The organism is Paenibacillus sp. FSL P4-0338 (assembly GCF_038002365.1).
Taxonomy (GTDB): domain Bacteria; phylum Bacillota; class Bacilli; order Paenibacillales; family Paenibacillaceae; genus Paenibacillus_AQ.
The window spans coordinates 4,244,043-4,260,545 of the sequence record NZ_JBBOCG010000001.1; the positions used below are offsets into that span (position 1 = coordinate 4,244,043).

The 16,503-nt window shown below is 51.9% G+C and carries 17 protein-coding genes and 1 pseudogene; 7 read left to right on the forward strand and 11 right to left on the reverse strand.

Annotation, left to right across the window (positions count from 1 at the left end; all coding sequences use genetic code 11):
• Positions 1-44 precede the first annotated feature (44 nt).
• A pseudogene (locus MKZ07_RS18615) lies at positions 45-305 on the forward strand (autorepressor SdpR family transcription factor); the annotation flags it as partial.
• 110 nt (positions 306-415) lie between these two features.
• Positions 416-1,069, forward strand: a complete 654-nt coding sequence (locus tag MKZ07_RS18620) for an SdpI family protein (protein ID WP_341027076.1) — start codon at positions 416-418, stop codon at positions 1,067-1,069.
• A 143-nt stretch (positions 1,070-1,212) separates the two neighbouring features.
• On the opposite strand, the gene MKZ07_RS18625 is transcribed toward MKZ07_RS18620, so the two are convergent.
• From MKZ07_RS18625 to MKZ07_RS18635, 3 genes are all read right to left on the reverse strand, one after another.
• The gene (locus MKZ07_RS18625; RefSeq protein ID WP_341027080.1) at positions 1,213-3,717 is read right to left on the reverse strand and encodes an O-antigen ligase family protein; all 2,505 of its coding nucleotides are present in this window, start codon (positions 3,715-3,717) and stop codon (positions 1,213-1,215) included.
• Between the two features lie 193 nt (positions 3,718-3,910).
• Entirely contained in the window at positions 3,911-5,092 is a 1,182-nt protein-coding gene (locus MKZ07_RS18630) for a class I SAM-dependent methyltransferase (protein ID WP_076159825.1), read from the reverse strand.
• Positions 5,093-5,149: 57 nt separating this feature from the next.
• Entirely contained in the window at positions 5,150-5,812 is a 663-nt protein-coding gene (locus MKZ07_RS18635; protein WP_076159796.1) for a DUF6483 family protein, read from the reverse strand.
• Between the two features lie 238 nt (positions 5,813-6,050).
• Here MKZ07_RS18635 and MKZ07_RS18640 point away from each other — a divergent pair, with 238 nt between their 5' ends.
• Together MKZ07_RS18640 and MKZ07_RS18645 are read left to right on the forward strand one after the other, a co-directional pair.
• Positions 6,051-6,611, forward strand: coding sequence for an ArsR/SmtB family transcription factor (locus tag MKZ07_RS18640; RefSeq protein ID WP_051493466.1), 561 nt, complete (start codon positions 6,051-6,053; stop codon positions 6,609-6,611).
• The gene (locus tag MKZ07_RS18645) at positions 6,612-7,916 is read left to right on the forward strand and encodes an MFS transporter (RefSeq protein WP_051493464.1); all 1,305 of its coding nucleotides are present in this window, start codon (positions 6,612-6,614) and stop codon (positions 7,914-7,916) included.
• 179 nt (positions 7,917-8,095) lie between these two features.
• Here the strand turns inward: MKZ07_RS18645 and MKZ07_RS18650 are convergent, their stop codons facing one another.
• A complete protein-coding gene (locus tag MKZ07_RS18650; RefSeq protein WP_036694982.1) occupies positions 8,096-8,881 on the reverse strand; it encodes an alpha/beta fold hydrolase in 786 nt (261 codons plus the stop codon).
• Positions 8,882-8,949: 68 nt separating this feature from the next.
• Complete coding sequence (gene yyaC / locus MKZ07_RS18655) at positions 8,950-9,477, reverse strand: spore protease YyaC (protein ID WP_036694981.1); 528 nt, start codon at positions 9,475-9,477, stop codon at positions 8,950-8,952.
• A 163-nt stretch (positions 9,478-9,640) separates the two neighbouring features.
• Between yyaC and MKZ07_RS18660 the strand changes: the two genes are divergently transcribed.
• Positions 9,641-9,865, forward strand: coding sequence for a DUF1128 domain-containing protein (locus MKZ07_RS18660; RefSeq protein WP_036694980.1), 225 nt, complete (start codon positions 9,641-9,643; stop codon positions 9,863-9,865).
• A 105-nt stretch (positions 9,866-9,970) separates the two neighbouring features.
• On the opposite strand, the gene MKZ07_RS18665 is transcribed toward MKZ07_RS18660, so the two are convergent.
• Positions 9,971-10,690 carry a pirin family protein gene (locus MKZ07_RS18665; RefSeq protein WP_036694979.1) on the reverse strand — a complete coding sequence of 240 codons (720 nt, stop codon included), beginning with the start codon at positions 10,688-10,690 and terminating at the stop codon, positions 9,971-9,973.
• A 323-nt stretch (positions 10,691-11,013) separates the two neighbouring features.
• Here MKZ07_RS18665 and MKZ07_RS18670 point away from each other — a divergent pair, with 323 nt between their 5' ends.
• Both MKZ07_RS18670 and MKZ07_RS18675 read left to right on the forward strand, forming a co-directional pair.
• Positions 11,014-11,517: a YtxH domain-containing protein gene (locus MKZ07_RS18670; protein WP_036694978.1), complete on the forward strand. Its 504-nt coding sequence runs from the start codon at positions 11,014-11,016 to the stop codon at positions 11,515-11,517.
• 128 nt (positions 11,518-11,645) lie between these two features.
• Positions 11,646-11,975 carry a DUF5665 domain-containing protein gene (locus MKZ07_RS18675; protein WP_036694977.1) on the forward strand — a complete coding sequence of 110 codons (330 nt, stop codon included), beginning with the start codon at positions 11,646-11,648 and terminating at the stop codon, positions 11,973-11,975.
• A 92-nt stretch (positions 11,976-12,067) separates the two neighbouring features.
• On the opposite strand, the gene MKZ07_RS18680 is transcribed toward MKZ07_RS18675, so the two are convergent.
• The 5 genes from MKZ07_RS18680 to MKZ07_RS18700 all read right to left on the reverse strand — a co-directional run bounded on the left by MKZ07_RS18680 (position 12,068) and on the right by MKZ07_RS18700 (position 16,487).
• The gene (locus tag MKZ07_RS18680; RefSeq protein WP_076159784.1) at positions 12,068-13,015 is read right to left on the reverse strand and encodes a WG repeat-containing protein; all 948 of its coding nucleotides are present in this window, start codon (positions 13,013-13,015) and stop codon (positions 12,068-12,070) included.
• 127 nt (positions 13,016-13,142) lie between these two features.
• Complete coding sequence (locus MKZ07_RS18685; protein ID WP_036694976.1) at positions 13,143-13,913, reverse strand: sigma-70 family RNA polymerase sigma factor; 771 nt, start codon at positions 13,911-13,913, stop codon at positions 13,143-13,145.
• Positions 13,910-14,362, reverse strand: coding sequence for an anti-sigma B factor RsbW (gene rsbW, locus MKZ07_RS18690; protein WP_036694975.1), 453 nt, complete (start codon positions 14,360-14,362; stop codon positions 13,910-13,912). Before rsbW ends, MKZ07_RS18685 begins: the two co-directional genes overlap by 4 nt.
• 18 nt (positions 14,363-14,380) lie before the next feature.
• Complete coding sequence (locus tag MKZ07_RS18695) at positions 14,381-14,719, reverse strand: STAS domain-containing protein (protein ID WP_036694974.1); 339 nt, start codon at positions 14,717-14,719, stop codon at positions 14,381-14,383.
• A 97-nt stretch (positions 14,720-14,816) separates the two neighbouring features.
• The gene (locus MKZ07_RS18700; RefSeq protein WP_036694973.1) at positions 14,817-16,487 is read right to left on the reverse strand and encodes a response regulator; all 1,671 of its coding nucleotides are present in this window, start codon (positions 16,485-16,487) and stop codon (positions 14,817-14,819) included.
• Between the last annotated feature and the right edge of the window lie 16 nt (positions 16,488-16,503).

Genomic DNA, 16,503 nt, shown 5'->3' on the forward strand with positions numbered 1-16,503 from the left:
ATATATTTAGATAATTATTTAAATATCGAAAGGAGGATATGGAGTTGAATGAATCGTTCAAAGCGCTCGCCGACCCGACCCGGAGGCAAATTCTCCGGCTGCTGCGTGAAAAGGACCGGACGGCCGGGGAAATCGCCCATTTTTTCAATATGACGAAGCCCAGCATCTCTCACCACCTCAATGCGCTGAAGCACGCGGGGCTGGTGCAGGACGAACGTAACGGGCAATTCATCGTCTATTCGCTGGACTCCACGGTACTTGAAGAGGTGCTTGGCTGGTTCCTGGAATTGACGGGTACAGGCAAGGGAAGCAGGGACCATCAACCGGAAGCTCAGACGGATGCTGGCTCAAAGGGCTCCGGGACCAAAGGGAAAAGTGAACCGCACGCTATTAAACATACGGAGGATGAACATTGATGAAGAATTTCACATGGAAGTGGCAGGATACGCTGATTGTCATTCTCGGGCTCCTCTCACTGGGCTACGCGCTGGTGAATTACGGCAAGCTGCCGGATCAGCTGCCCGCCCAATTCAGTATAACGGGCAAGGTCAATACTTACTGGAGCAAGGGTTCGGTTATTGCCTTGTTCTCTTTTTTGGGCTTGATTTTCCCGCTCGCGATGCAGTTCATACGCAATGTTGACCCTAAGGGAGAGAATTATAATAAGTTCCCGGGCGCTTACAAAATGATCCGTCTCACCGTTGCCGTCATCTGTGATGCCGCCCTTGTCCTGTCGGTCAGTTACGGGCTGGATGTGCAATTTCCTGCAGGAAAATGGGCTACTGTAAGCATAGGGCTGCTGCTGGCTGTAATCGGAAATTTCCTGCCGCAGATCAGGGATAATTATTTCATGGGAGTCCGCACGCCCTGGACGCTGCATAACCCTGCCGTATGGCGGAGAACCCACCGTTTCTCCGGAAGGATGTGGGTGACCGGCGGTCTGCTGATTGCGCTTGCGGCCTTCATGCCCGTTACGCTGTCGATCAGCATGATCATCACCGCTCTGGTAATCATGATTATACTCCCTATTGTGTACTCATGGCTGATCTCGCGGCGTGTTAAAGCTTGAGATTAGTCGGGGGATGGGTAGGAACTGAGGCTCGGGTGAGGGGCGGCTGTGGGAAGTCCTAAGGTGAGGGTGAGACTGCGGTCATTGTGCTGCTAGGTTCACCGCAGCGGCGATCAAGCCCCGAGTTCAATATGAGGCGCTTCTTATTTATTATTGGAGCTAAGTGACGCCTGGGACTGTAAATGTGTTAACTCAAGATAGATCCCTTCGCTCTGCGGAAGTAGGGTGAAGTTGCGGTCATTATGCTGCGGTCCTCTGTCCTCCTCCTTGGTGGTTAGCAGGCTGTACTGCCGCATCAGCTCTAGTCCCGCCGCCGCGCTATCCTCCGCTATACGTCTGTCTCCCTCTGCCAAGCTGCGTTCCCCCATCTCAAGCATTCCTCTTAAAGCAGCAAGCCTTCTGGCAGCATTAAAGTGATCCGTCTGTTGACTGCGGCGGACCCAGTACAGCGCTTCTCCAGGATTACCGCCCCGCAGATAACTTGCCGCAAGCTCCCCATGGAGAGCAACATCCCCTGGAGAGAATGACAGGCTTCGCAACAACAGATCAACCCCCTGCTTCTGTGGAAGCAGACGCGATAAAGCAACCGCAGCCTGAGGCTCTCTCGGATTCCATCTCAGTGATTCCTGCAGCAGCTTAATTCGTATCGCAGGATCACTCTCCCTAACCGCCTGCTTGAATAAGGCAGACCCCTTCATTGCCTCGAAGGAAAGACCGCTGCACAGAAGGGTCAGCCCGCAGAAAACGCTTATGCCTGCATAAACCCATAATCGGTGAGGCCACTTCCTTCGCTGGCAAGGACGCTTGCTGCGCTGCCAACGGGAGTCATGCAGAGCTGCAGAGTCAACCGTCCTAATAGTCAGGCTATTTGCTTCGGCAAATGCCCAAGCGGGCAACAGGAGCAGCAGCAACCAGACTAGTCCATAGCTCCAGTCGAAATCAGCTGCGCTATGCAGAATGATCACGAGCAGAGGCGGAAGCAGCCTTGGTGACGCCTTGAATACCAGCCCTCCTGCGGCCAGGAGCAGCAGGAGGACCGCAGCCAGACCCGCCATCCCGAGGTTCAGCAGGATGTCGAGGTAACCGCTGTGCACCTGGCTGCCCACGTAGGGGCGTGACTGGGCGGCAAGGTACGTATGCCGCCAGGTCTCACCCCCGCGCCCCAGCCAGGGCGCCTCTGCCGCGAGCTTCCAGGCGTCGCGGTAGAACAGTCCGCGCGCGTCGGCCGTCGGTGACGGCCCGGTGATCCGCGCGCGTACCAGCAGCAGGACGGCGCTGGCCGCCGCCGTCCAGCCCGCCGCCGCCAGTGCCAGCACGGCGGCGCGGGACCCGCCCGCCGCATGGCAGCTGCGGCGGTGCAGCCATAGGCCGGCCAGCCACGCGCCGGCCCAGAGCCCGGCCAGCAGCAGCAGGCCGGGCAAGGGCTCTACCGCCAGCCCGGAGCGGGCCAGCTGGCGGTAGAGCAGCGCCGCCGCGGCAACGGGGGCGGCGCCGGTGATTAGAAGCGGCACGAACAGTTGCCGCTTCAGGAGAAGGGCTGCGGCGCCGGCGGCAGCCGCAGCCAGCCATGCGCCGCGCGACTCGCTGAGCAGCAGCGCGGCGGCGTACGGGAAGAGCGGCAGCAGGCGCGCCGCTCTTAGCCAGTGCGCAGCGGACCAGGTTCTGGTCCGCTCTCCATGGGTGCCTGCACCTCCACCCACCTTGCCCGCTCTGCTGACACCAGCACGCGCCGAACTATTGCTGCACGTACCCGAACCCTCTGCACCTACCTCACCCGCTCCACTGACATCCATACGCTCAGCATTATTTCCCGCATCCGCACCTTCTGCACCTAACTCATCTACTCCGCTGACACTCGCACGCACCGCACTGCTGCCTGCATCTCCCTTATCTACTCCGGCTACAGCCACGCCTCCAAGCGCACCATTCTTCTCCCCATCCTCTGCTTTCCCAGAATCTCCAGACCCGAAGCTATAAGCGGCAGCAAACAGCCGTTCCAGCAGATACACAGCCATCACCGCACCAAAGGCATTCGGATACTGAAGCAGCCCTGCCAGCCTCGCACCAGTGGCACTGACTCCGGGAGATTGGGTATACGCCACCGCATAAGGAACCGGGAGACCTCCGCAGACCGCCAAAAGAGCCGACAAACTAATAGTGATTCCAAGCATATGCCACACTGCTGCAAGAAGAGTTCCTCCCCGACGGGTTCTTGCCGCCAACAAAGCGAATGTCACAAAGCTAGTGTAGAAGCCTGAGCGCAGCATTTCATGTAGTGTTCCTTGCGCAGATACAGGATTGCCCAGTGCCTGGATAGCATACAAGAGACAGAGTAGCAGACAACCGCTGAGTAACCCCCATACAGCCAGCCCCCTCCCTCTACCTGCACTGCCAGCCAGCTCCCGTATATTCTCTCTGCGTTCAGACTGCTCCTCTACTTGTACCCCTCTACCACCCGCCATATAGATAAGTAGCAATCCCAGTAAGACTCCGCATAAGCCAAACCACACCGTCAGGAACAAATACATCTCCCCGGTGAAAAAGAACCCTCTCAGCACACAGGCCGCCATCCCCGCTGCTGTTAACGCCAACCCGCAAACCAAAGTAACCAACCAATCACTTTGCCGTCCATACCTGTTCACCCGCATCCTAAATCTCCTATTGCTCATGATGCTTAACAGTCTGCCCATATTTACCGGAAATCAGAAGAGGCAGCCAATCCGCACGAGTTAGCTCACACGCTCAATTGAGGAGCACTATCCAGCCTCGAACCGCAAAAAAACAGCCGCCCCCATCAGGAAGCAGCCGGTCTGTCATACCCTAAACTATTCAACACATGAATTAAGCTTCCAGACTGCCGGCGGGCAGCAGATCGGAGCAGACGCGCTCCAGGTAAGGCTTGGCACCGAGGAAATCGCGGAATGCGGTGTATTCGCGCCATTTGGCAGCCTGGTCACCGCTGTCGCTGCGGACGGCGCGGATCAGGATGTTCTTCGGGGTATGCTCCATGTCGATGAATTCCAGCAGCTGGCTGCGGTAGCCCATCAGGTCCAGCAGCTTCGCCCGGATTGCATCGGTGGCGAGCGCCGAGAACCGCTCCTTCAGGATACCGTGTGACAGCAGCGGATTCAGTACCTCGCTCTCGACCTGCGCGAACAGCTCATGCTGGCAGCAGGGCACCGATAGGATTACCGATGCGCCCCAGCGCACGGCCTTCTCCAGTGCTGCATCGGTGGCGGTATCGCAAGCATGCAGCGTAACCACCATGTCCACCTGATCCAGCTCATTATAGTCAGCGATATCACCCACCAGGAACTTCAGCCGGTCATAGCCCAGCCTGGCCGCCAGCGCATCGCAGTGCGCAATGACATCCGCCTTAAGGTCAAGGCCGACAATATTCAGCTCCCGCTGCTCGCGGACGGCGAGATAGTGATACAGCGCGAAGGTCAAATAAGACTTGCCGCAGCCAAAATCCACAATCGTCAGCGGACGGCCTGCCGGCAGATCGCCCAGCACATCCTGAACCATCTCCAGGAACCGGTTGATCTGGCGGAACTTATCATATTTTTTGGCCAGTACCTTGCCTTCGCTGTTCATAATACCAAGCTCGACCAGGAACGGCACCGGCTCCCCCTCATCCAGCACATACTGCTTCCGGCGGTTATGGGCCAGATCCGGCGCTTCCTGCTTGCTGGCTGATTTGGTCAGAATAGATACCTTGTATTTCTTGCTGATCAGCACCTGATAGTCGGCACCGGCCGTACACAGCAGACCTTGGCGGAAGGTGTCCCTCAGCAAAGAGAGCATCTCTTCGGCGGCCTCATCTGCGGGAATGTTGCGGTGTTCGACCTTAGGGCCGATATAATAGGCAAACTGATAATGCAGCTTCCCTTTTAGCTCAACAGGCTTAACCTGTACTTTATTGTAGGCAGCATCGCCCTTACTGCGCAGTTGGCTTAGTGTAGCCGTAATCAGAGTGCGGCCGGTTATCACTTGCTCGATCAATTCCTTCAAAGCTTCCAAATGGGTACATCTCACTTTCGGATATATAAAATAGAGCACGTAGTCTCCTGAATATCGTTACATTATAGCATTAACTGTCAGCTTGCTCCATTCTTCCCTGCCCTGCTGCACTTCCTCTACAGGAAGACCGCCCCGGGCTAACTGCTCCGGACTTAAAAGCAGCAGCCGTCCGTACAGCTCCCTGCCTTCCTCCGCTACATTCTCCCCCTGCTCCCAGAGCCGGTAGAGACTGTTCTCCGCCTTGGCGTAATGTCCCAGAGATTCGTGGTAAGCCATCAGGAGACGTTCGGTCTTGGCGGGAAGGCGGTACGGCTCCACTTCCTCAAGCAGCTCATTGATCTCTTCCGTCATATTCAGCAGCTCACGGTCCGCACCATGAAGACCGGCATAGATGAATAAATGCAGGGAACGCATCGCCCTGAACAGGGCTGCATCCCGGTCTCCTTTGGCCGCGTATATCCCGCCTTCCTCCTTGAGCAGCCGGGCTACCCCTTGCAGCTTGTCGGCCTCAAGCACCCCTCCAAGACGAAACATATCAATAATATCCTCTACGGACAACGAATTGAGCAGACGCGAATTCAGGCGAAAATGCCGCATCAGCAGCTCATCTACTTCCCACAGGGCCTCCGTTGTTTTTTTATCCTGCTTCAAGGTCAGCACCTTGGCGACCATAGCTGTCATATCCTCGATCATCCGCACAATATAATCTCTCCGGAACATACTTAGCTCCTTTCGTTACGCAACTGCTTCTCTTCTGTATCCTCTGCTTGCTGTTGGACTCATCTTAAACCATTCGTCTCTCCGGCGCCACTCTGCGGAGTTAAGTCTTGACCCCACTATAATGATGAACTATAATCCAGCTAATCGATCTGTAATACAGATCGAACTATTTTACAGATTGAAACTTGGATACAGACTGTATACATGTTAATACGGACCTTACATAGGAGGCTTATTGATGACCAAGCCAATCGGCAAAATGCAAGACTCCATCACAGCGGCCGTTTCAGGTCAACCGGATCTGCAGACAAGCAACCAGCTTTTGAACGTTACGCCGGAACAGGATAAACTGCTGGAGAGCGCCTTACGGATTAAGATTATGCACACGCTGTCGGCAGAGCCGCTTACATCCAAGCAGGTTGCGGAGAAGCTGAATAAGACTCCGGGTAATATTCACTACCATATCGTCAAGCTCTATGAGGGCGGTCTGCTGGAGCTTGTCCGCACAGAAGCCGCAGGAGGAATCATTCAGAAATTCTACCGTTCCAAAGGTACGATGTTCCACCCGGAGGCGCTTCGCAGCCTTCACTTCCGCAAAGAAGACCAGACCCGGCATTTCACTACCAGACTCACTCTCTCTCCTCAGGAGCTTGCGGAATTCCACCAGGAGCTACTGCAGCTGATTACCGCCTGGGAGTCCAAGGTAACGGAAGGTGAGGAATACGGTGTGGAAGTGATGATAGGCCGGCTGCAGTCTGCCGATGCTGCTTCGCAGCCGGAAGAGGAGGCACAGCAATAGATGAGCACCATTGGCCCTTCCGGACAACGGAAGCATCATCTGCTTGAGGGCTTCGCCGCCCCTTTCCGGCAATCCCGCGCCTTTCCTTACCTGTGGCTGGGACATTTAGTTTCTTTTTTGGGTAGCTCGGTAACAATGGTTATCCTGCCTGTCCTGGTCTATTCCCTGACCGGCTCCACCACCATTATGGGGATGGTCATGGCCGCCTACATGCTGCCTAATGTAATCATGCTGCCGGTCTCCGGACATATTGTCGACCGCTACGACCGTGTACGGATTATGATGCTGGCCGATATTGCCCGGTTCATCGTTATGATTACGACGGCTGCGCTGTCCTTGACCGGAGTGCTGAGCATTCCGTTTCTCTATGGACTTGTTGCCTGCTACGGCCTGCTGGATGGCTTATTCCAGCCCGCCTACGCTGCCGTCCGCGCTACCGTATTCACTCCGGATATCCGCGTAGCAGCGAATTCTTTAACTCAGATCACAACCCAGTCCGTGCGGCTGATCGGTCCCGCATTAGGGGGACTGCTGATTACCCACCTGTCCGCAGGCTTCGGCTTCGGAATTGATGCCTTCACCTATCTTATCTCCCTCATCTGCCTGGTCTATCTGCGCAGAGTGATGATGACCCGGCTGCAGTCTGCTGCCGCTGAGACTGAACTCCCGGCTAAGCCTGCCGCCAGGACCTCTCCCGCTCCGCACTGGAGGGAGGATTTCGCCGAAGGAATACATGTTCTGCGCAGCCAGCCCTGGCTCTGGATTACAATTCTCGCCTTCTGCTTCGTCAATATATGTTATACGGGCGTAATCAGCGTCCTTCTTCCTTGGCTGTTCAAGGTCCATCACGGCTGGCCTCCTTATCTCTATGGCCTGGCCGTTACGTTCTCCGGTGTCGGGGCCATAGCAGCCGGCCTGTTGTACGGCCTGCGGCCGAAATGGAATCACCGCGGTATCCTGGCTTACGGCGGCGCCATGATCAGCGGGGCTGCTCTGCTGCTGCTCCCGTTCGCAGGCACTCCGGCAGCAGCCGTCACTTTATTTGCCGTGGAAGGCTTCGGATTAATGATCTTCGGGCTGATCTGGGAGATCAGCCTGCAGGAGCTTGTTCCGAAGGAAGCCTTCGGACGGGTAGCCAGTCTGGATATGTTCGGGTCCTTCGCCCTGCTGCCGGTCGGATATATCTTAGTCGGCTGGCTGGCCGACCGGATCGGAGGAGTACCGACCATTATTATTTTTTCCGGCCTGGGCCTCTCCTGTGTTGCCCTGGTGCTGTGCGTTCCGGCGATCCGTAAGTTTCAATAGAATCCAGCCAAGTAGAAACGGCTTAGCCGTCCCTTTAAAGGACGGTACCGTTTCAGCGAGAAATAGAAGGATAATTTATCATGTGAAACATATAAATTCTTATATTTGCACAACAAACAGAAGGCAGCACCCGCGGGAGAGCGGAAGTGCTGCCTTCTGTCACTAATGCCTGATGTAGTTTACTTCTTCACAGGCGTATGCACGAAATCCTTAATAATCTTCGCCAGCTGCTCCGGTGCTTCAAACATGCCCATATGGCCGACACCCGGGAGCGTCACCTTGGTGATGTTCCGGTTGTCTGAAGTGAACGTACGCTCCGGTGTCACCTTCGAATCCTCTGCTCCGGCAACCAGCAGCACTGGAAGCGCCGTTGCCGAGATTACATCGCGACGGTCCGGGCGCTCACGCATCGCCAAGGACGCGCCAACCGCGCCTTGCGGCGGAGTCTTGTAGCCAATCTCCTTGGCACGTTCCAGCAGCTTGGGTTCCACTCCAGGGGCAAAGAGTCCAGGCACCAGCTGATCCACAAAAGCAAAGATGCCTTCGCTCTGGATCATGGTGACGCTCTTGAGCCGGTTCTCCTTGGCCTCTTCACTGTCCGGATAACCGGAGGAATGAATCAGCCCGAAGCCCTTCAACCGGGAGGCATGGCGCTGGGCAAACGAAAGGGTAATATAGCCTCCGAGCGAATGTCCCAGCAGATAACATTCTTGAATCTCCAAGGCATTCAGCAGCGACAGCACATCATCAGCCATCTGCTCGATGGTATAGGCTCCAAGCGGAGCATCCGAAGCCCCGTGCCCGCGCAAATCCGGGGCAATGACACGGTAATGGGCAGTCAGGCTTGGAATCACCTTTTCCCAGTACTCGGCACTCCCGCAGAATCCATGCAGCAGTACGATTACATCCCCTTTGCCTTGATCACTGTAGCAGATGTTGCTTCCCTCGCATCGAACATTTTCCATGGCTGCTTACCCTCTTTCTATGTAGTGGTCTATATTAATAAGCTAGAACAAGCTGATTTGAAACGCTCTCAATCCATAAGTCCAAATCCCTGGGCGGCTGCCTTGGCAATCTGATCTGCCATAACCATTACCCGGTAGAGCGGGGTAGTCTGTATCGTACGGTAAGGGCGCGGGCTGTTCACATCAACGATTGCTGCCAGACTGTAATTTCCTACAGCAGGCAGGAGTCCTCCTACCGATTCTGCCGGACGCAGCGGCTGCGCTGCCGCAAAATAGCAGCCCAGTGCGGCCGGCGGTCCCAGACAGGCATCGACAGCGATAATAATCTGCCCTTCCGGAATCTCTGTTATCCGCTGAATCAGATTATCCGCATCACAGGGCGCCGGAAGCGTACCCGTTACATTCGGAAATCCGTACTCCAGCAGGCGGCTTCCCGTGAGCGGCCCCAGCGCATCTCCGGTGGAGCGGTCTGTTCCGATACAGAGGAAGGTCAGCTGCTCAGCAGAATACACGTCTGCGATCCTGCGGAAGAAAGCCGCCAGCTCCCCGGCATCCATTTTACGCCGTTTCCTGCTCTCTTCTTCTCTGATGGCCAAAGACTCTCTCCCCCTTACTCAGCAGCCTGTTATATTTACCTTTAATTTAACATGTTTGCGTGATCTGGACAAAAAAAATGGTCATCCCCTGCCCAAACATGTTAAGATATTTGAACTATACCAGTTCAAATTCTATATTACTCAGGAAGGACGGTTAGACTCAATGGATTTGTCGAACCCAAGCCAGGAGAACGTTGAATATATGATTGAGGGAATCAAAAACAAGCTGAAAATGGCCAGTGCTGCTGCAATGCAGGCGTCAGCCTTTTCGGTGGAGCAGTATGAGGATATTCAGGATATTTACGAGGTGGCAATGGGCAGTGACCGGCTCAGTATCTCCCAGGTGGAGGCGATTGTCTCAGAGCTTGGCCGCCTGCGCAAGAAGTAGCACCTGCTCAGAAAGCCCTTCAGCTTCATTGTCCATAAGACGGGACGTTGGTGCTGAAGGGCTTTTATGTGCTGCAATAATAATCTTGCTGTCACGCTCCGGCTGCTATGGGAGATCAATCAGAATAAATTCTGCATCCCCTGAACTGCTTATGCCTTTGAGCGTAAGCTCGCAGCTCTTACGGATACGCGCCGCATCCCCCTGTTGGAGCTGGAATGTACCATCCGCGCATGAGATCTCCAGATTCCCGGAAATAACATACAGATGGGTGCGCCGCTCTTCCTGCTGGGGATAACTCACCTCCCGGTTCGTCTGCAGAATGGACAGGTAGATGTTAACATCATTGTCCAGTTGAAGCGAGCCCTGAGTCCCTCCGCCTGAAGCCACAGGCAGCAGATGGTTGAGCTTAAGCTCTGCCGGGAAGAACCGGGCATCCCATTTCGGGGTCTTTCCAGGCCGGTCAGGCAAAAGCCAGATCTGCAGGAACCGGACATCCGCATGGCCTGACGGATTCGTCTCCGAATGGTTAATGCCTGTTCCTGCGCTCATCAGCTGTACACTTCCTGCCTGCAGATCTGCATGATTCCCCAGATCATCCTGATGCTTCAGCACACCGGATACCACATATGTGATAATCTCCAGATCATGATGCGGGTGCTCATGCATGCCTTGCTCCGGCTTCAACTCATTGTCGTTATGCGCCAGCAGGGCACCGAAGTGGGCGTTGCTGGGATCATCATAATCGGCAAAGGAGAAGCTGAATTCACTGTGTATCCATTCTCTATTCGAAGTATGACGCTCGGCTGCTGTGACTACTTTAATCATAATGCTGCACCTCCATAGATGTTGTTATTTTATCAATATCCTAAGCAGGGGAATGAATGCTCCTCAATATGAGATGTATATAGGCGCTATAATTTACTATTTCTTACCCCCTTCCCTTCGTGATCAATCAAACTTGTAAAGCCGCAAATTCTTCGGAATTAGGTTAGAAAAGCACGATTTTGACAGCGATGCTTCTTTATCCTCCGGCAATCTTTGCCAAGCTATTCCGCTGTTTCAGCCGATAGCCCAAAGTTTATATACGAAGTAAGAACATTCAGGCTAACCTGAATTGGAATGACAATTCTGATAAGGAGTGATTGATAATGAATAAAGCAGAGAAGGAATTTCCGGTAGAAAGCGGCAGCACGTTCTTTAAAGGGATCTTCATCGGCGGTCTGCTCGGAGCAGCAGCGGCCCTGTTATTCGCACCGAAGCCAGGGCGTGAGATGCGCAGTGACCTGTCCGACAAGCTGACTGTAGCTACGGACAAGACTAAAGAGGTCGCAGGAACGGTAACGGATAAAACTAAATCCTTGGCCACAACAGTTAGCGAAAAGGCTACCGATCTGGCCGGCACAGTATCCGCCAAGGCCTCTGATATCTTCACAACAGTTAGTGACAGCAAGCAGCAGATTGCAGCCACTCTGGCCGAAACAGGTAAAAAGATTGGCGAAACAGTTACGGATGCTTCCAAGGATATTTCGGAGAACGTGAAGGATGCCTCCGGCGAGGTAGCCGACAAGGCAAAGGATGCTTCCAAAGAAGTCGCAGACGAAGCGAAGGATGCTAAAGAGGAAGTTAAGAATACTTACAAATCTTCTTATTAAGGCCGGGTCTCTGGCTGAACAGACATTCAAGAGAGCGGCCAGATCGTCTATAGCTGGCTGCTCTCTATTTATGCATGCCTTATATTCCAATAAAGCCTGGTTCAGGCTACAGAAAGCAGGTACGCCTTATGGGAGAAGCGGACAACAGAACCAAAGCTTATGACGTAGATGAGCATCCCTTCGAGCTGCGGCATGAGGTCAAACGCTTGAATGCGAGGCTCGACAAGATCGCCGACTCACTGGAGAAATCCGAGTTCAAGGATATCCTGGAGAACTATACAGACCCCAAGAAGCGGATCATCACCAATCTGATGGCCGGGATCTCCAGAGGCCTGGGCCTCTCACTCGGTACCTTTGTCATTCTCGGTATTCTTGGCTATATCCTCAGTTTGTTTCTCAACGTACCGGTTATCGGGGAATATCTTGGAGAAATCAAAAAGTATATCGATGCGAACTAAACACATTTCCCGCGCATCCCTCCTGCAGCCTACTCTACCGTGAATAGACTGCAGGATGGATGTTGCTCATGATCGCAGATTAAATAATATATTTATTTCCTTACCTCTGCTTGAACAGCACTCAATCCTTCGTTAAAGGATTCCGCTTGAATCAGCGAATACTTCGTATCAATAAACTCCCCACTAGTTTTTATTACTACCTGATATTCATTTTCAATAACAAAGGCTCTATCTTCGGTAAAATGCGAAACATTTTTAAATTTAGGTTCAATTATGAACTCTCCACTTCGATTAATATATCCCCATTTTTTACTCAGTTTCGCAGCAGATAGATCCCCTGAAATAAACTTGCCTACATCATCAAAAACAGGATCTATTACAATACTCCCCGTTTTATTGATAAAACCATATTTACTACCAACCAATACTGGAGCTAACCCGCCATTAAATCCATTTGTGTATTTATATTGAAGTGGAATTTTCAAATTTCCTTGCATATCAATATATCCATGCTTACTTCTTACATTTACTGCTGCTAGGCCCTCTGAAAAAAAAATATGAGAATCATATATCGGCTCGATTACAAAATCTCCATCGATGTTAATACACCCATATTTCCCTTCTTCATTACTGACTGTTGCAATTCCATTTTCAAAATGCATCGCTGTATCATAAATGGGATCAATGATCAAATTTCCTTCAATATCAATAATGCCTATTTTCCCGTTTGGTGCTGTTACACTAGCATATCCTTCCGAAAAATTGTAAGCGTGATCATATATTGTCGGTATAACTACGTTCCCTTCTAAGTCCATGTATCCGAATTTACTTCCATTCGTAAATAAAGCTCTACCACAATAAAAATCACCTACAAAAGAGTAATTTGTTTGTAATACGGTATCTCCCTTTACGGTAATAAATCTTGATTTTCCCTCAAAATCACATGAAGCAATGCCATTTCGGAACGAATTAGTAAAATCAAAAATAGGCTCCATGGCAAAGTTGCCGTCTCGATCAATATAACCGTATTTGTGCACCATTATTTATCCTCTCATCAAAAAATAAAACAATCCCGATACATTCAATCATCGGAATTGTTTAATGAAGTAATTTTATGCTCTATAGATAATCGGAACACTGCCCTGATAATTATAATGGCATTGATATTCAATAGGATGAATTAGCCATGATCTGCTTCAGCTTCTCGGTGGCCCGCTTTTGGATACGGGAGACACTCATCTGCGAGACACCCAGCTTTTGGGCGATAGCCCGCTGGGATTGACCATCCTGGAAGGCCAACAGCAGCACCTGCTGCTCTTGCTCCTTCAGTTGTCCGAGCGCCTGCTGGAGATCCATACGCTTCTCCACGGTCTCGTAGTCATTCGCCTCCGAGCTGATCAATTCACCGAGTGTAGCTCCACTCTCTTCCTGGGAGAGCGGTGAATCCAGAGAGACATAATGATAACATTCTCTGCCGGCAAGCACTTCCACAGTTTCCTCAACAGTAAGATCCAGGTAATGGGCAATCTCTTCAACCGCCGGAGAACGTTCGAGCCGCACGGTCAGTTCATCAATAGCCTGCTGCACAAGCGCGCCTTTTTCCTTAATCCGCCGTGGAACCTGTATATACCAGGATTTATCACGCAGGAAGTTTTTCATATGTCCAATCATACTCTTCATCGCATATGGCTCAAAGGGAATCCCCAAGCTGATGTCGTATTGCGCCAGCAGCCGGATTAACGCCATTTGCCCCACCTGATACAGATCCTCGTAGAGATCCGGACGGTTACGGGCGATTTTGCCAGCGGCCATCTTCACCATGGGTTCATATTTGCGGATGAGCACTGTTGCAATTTCATTGTCTTTCGTCTGCTGGTATTCCCAGATCAGGCTTACTGCTTCATTCATGGACTCTGGGGGAGTCACTTTGTCATTCATACTTTCTCCTCGCTGAAATTGAGCCGTTTAGTCAGGGTAACGACTGTCCCTTTCCCTGCTTCGCTAACGACGCTAACGTCATCCATTAGCGCCTGCATTAGATAGAATCCCAGCCCGCCTACCTGAACATCATTCAGCTCCTTGTCATGAAGCGTCAGACGTTCCCCGGACGCATCCAAACTATCAAAGCTCTCCCCCTCATCTTTGACAGTAATCGATAAGACACTTGATCCTACCTCAAAGATTACATCAACCATACCGTCCGCCTGCCCATAGGCATAAAGCACGGAGTTATTGCATGCTTCCGAGACGGCAACCTTCATATCTTCAATGTCTTCATAAGTGAAACCCATCTTAGAGGCAATGCCGTATAGATTAAGTCTGACAATATCGACATATTCTGCACTGGCGGGTAACTGAAGAAGTACTCTTTGTATGTCATCACTCATTCTTAGTTCGATCCTTTCCTAGTGGGAATTCTCTTGGGAGGCAAAAAATTTGGAAATGCCGGTCATGTCAAACAGCTTCTGTATTTGCGGAGGAACCTCAGCAACGGTGAACTTGACGTCCATTCCATGTCTTGCTTTGAGGATGGACAACAGGATTCCGATTCCGGTGCTGTCAATATATTTCAGATCCTTCAGATTAATTACGAGATCAAGCCCCGTGTCTCCCACTAGCGGTTCCATCACCAAACGAAAGTCAGGCGCCACAGACAGATCGAGTTCACCTACAAGATAGACAGTACATACCGAACCAACGGTTTCGGTCTTTGCGTGAAACTTTTCGCTTTTATGTGTATTCATAGACAACTCTCCTGATTAAATGTTTTCTTTACCAATAACCCTAATAGCATAGGGTTGAAACAAAAAAGAGATAATGTTGGCACTGGTAATTCATGGATCATGCGTTAAAAAGTGAGGTGTTCCGCTGGGTTGCAGGGTTATCCCTGCCGGAATATCTGGAGAGCATTTGCTTGATGCTGCTTAGCTTGAGAGGCTTACTGATGTAGCCGTCCATCCCGGCAGCGGTGCAGCGGTCCTGAATTCCCTCCATCACATTCGCAGTCATCGCAATGATCACAGTCTTGTCGGGAGAACCGCTGCTCTCCTCACGAATCAGGGAGGTTGCTTCAAGTCCATCCATCACCGGCATCTGCAGGTCCATGAAGATGAAATCATAAGCAGATTTCCGGGCCAGCTCTACAGCTTGGTTCCCGTCTTCGGCCACATCGGCACGGTACCCAAGCTTATCCAGCATGCTAACCATAAGCCGCTGGTTAATCGGATGGTCATCCACGACCAGCACTTTGCTCCGGCTTGCCTCGTCTACCCGGTCTGCTATGCCTCCCTCTTCCCGGCTGCTGCCCTCCAGCTCATGCTCCGGCACGGCCACCTGAATACTGAATACAAAGGTCGCCCCTTTCTCTTCCATCGACTCTACACGGATATCTCCGCCCATCATACTCACAAGGGATTTGCAGATGGCGAGGCCGAGGCCCGTACCTCCGTATTTACGTGTCATGGAGGAATCAAGCTGGGAGAAGGGCTGGAACAGCCGGTCACATTTCTCCGGAGAAATGCCGATGCCTGTATCTTTAACCGTAAATTCAATGACCAGCTTATTATCCGCTGCCGGCAGACTGGAAGCAACTAAATAAACGCCGCCCTGATTGGTAAATTTCACCGCATTGGCTACGAGGTTTATCAGTACCTGGCGTAGCCGTGCCATATCCCCATAGATCAGCCGCGGCAGCTTCTGGTCGATGAAATAGGCCAGCTCCAGATTTTTTTTGCCGGCTTCAGCTGAGAACAAGCTAAATACCTCCTGAACGGTGGTATGCAGCTCGAATAATTGCTCTTCCATTTCCATCTTACCCGATTCCATCTTAGTGAAGTCAAGAATATCGTTAATCACCGTAATTAGTGTGTCCGCACTTTTACGGATAATCTCTGTATATTCCTTCTGCTCAGGAGCAAGCTGGGTCTCCATCAAAAGATCAATCATACCCACTACGCCATTCATCGGCGTGCGGATCTCATGACTCATCATCGCAAGAAATTCAGTCTTAGCCTTAGCCGCAATCTCCGCTTCTTCCTTGGCTTTGATCAATTCACCGTTCATGCGCTCAAGCTCCAGCGTCTTTTGCTGCAGCTGCATGGCTTGAATCTGCTGCTTCTTGCTGGTCAGATACATATTCACAAAGCCTTCAATCTTAGACTTCAGAATTTGCGGGATAAACGGTTTGACCATATAATCAATAGCGCCGGCAGAATACCCTGCGAACAGATGCTCCGACTCCCTGCTGTTGGCTGAGATGAAGATGATCGGAATATCCTTGGTTTTCTCCCTGGCTTTAATTAATTTGGCGGTTTCGATCCCGTCCATACCTGGCATCTGAACGTCCAGAACAATCACGGCGAATTCATATTTCAATAAGCACCGCAGTGCTTCTTCTCCAGAATTGGCTTTGACAAGCTTGTAATGCTGACTCTCAAGGACGGCTTCGAGTGCCAGCAAATTCTCGGGACGGTCGTCAACCAGCAGTATATGAATCGGTTCCTGAACCCCCATAGGTCCCTCCTTACCC

Coding starts and splice junctions, on each gene's coding strand:
- MKZ07_RS18680 (WP_076159784.1), bottom strand. CDS start 13,015: ATGGTGCACAAATACGGTTATATTGATCGAGACGGCAACTTTGCCATG.
- MKZ07_RS18635 (WP_076159796.1), bottom strand. CDS start 5,812: ATGTTCCGGAGAGATTATATTGTGCGGATGATCGAGGATATGACAGCT.
- MKZ07_RS18625 (WP_341027080.1), bottom strand. CDS start 3,717: ATGCGGGTGAACAGGTATGGACGGCAAAGTGATTGGTTGGTTACTTTG.
- MKZ07_RS18695 (WP_036694974.1), bottom strand. CDS start 14,719: ATGAATACACATAAAAGCGAAAAGTTTCACGCAAAGACCGAAACCGTT.
- MKZ07_RS18700 (WP_036694973.1), bottom strand. CDS start 16,487: ATGGGGGTTCAGGAACCGATTCATATACTGCTGGTTGACGACCGTCCC.
- MKZ07_RS18640 (WP_051493466.1), top strand. CDS start 6,051: ATGACCAAGCCAATCGGCAAAATGCAAGACTCCATCACAGCGGCCGTT.
- MKZ07_RS18645 (WP_051493464.1), top strand. CDS start 6,612: ATGAGCACCATTGGCCCTTCCGGACAACGGAAGCATCATCTGCTTGAG.
- MKZ07_RS18670 (WP_036694978.1), top strand. CDS start 11,014: ATGAATAAAGCAGAGAAGGAATTTCCGGTAGAAAGCGGCAGCACGTTC.
- MKZ07_RS18685 (WP_036694976.1), bottom strand. CDS start 13,913: ATGAATGACAAAGTGACTCCCCCAGAGTCCATGAATGAAGCAGTAAGC.
- MKZ07_RS18660 (WP_036694980.1), top strand. CDS start 9,641: ATGGATTTGTCGAACCCAAGCCAGGAGAACGTTGAATATATGATTGAG.
- MKZ07_RS18620 (WP_341027076.1), top strand. CDS start 416: ATGAAGAATTTCACATGGAAGTGGCAGGATACGCTGATTGTCATTCTC.
- MKZ07_RS18675 (WP_036694977.1), top strand. CDS start 11,646: ATGGGAGAAGCGGACAACAGAACCAAAGCTTATGACGTAGATGAGCAT.
- MKZ07_RS18665 (WP_036694979.1), bottom strand. CDS start 10,690: ATGATTAAAGTAGTCACAGCAGCCGAGCGTCATACTTCGAATAGAGAA.
- MKZ07_RS18650 (WP_036694982.1), bottom strand. CDS start 8,881: ATGGAAAATGTTCGATGCGAGGGAAGCAACATCTGCTACAGTGATCAA.
- rsbW (WP_036694975.1), bottom strand. CDS start 14,362: ATGAGTGATGACATACAAAGAGTACTTCTTCAGTTACCCGCCAGTGCA.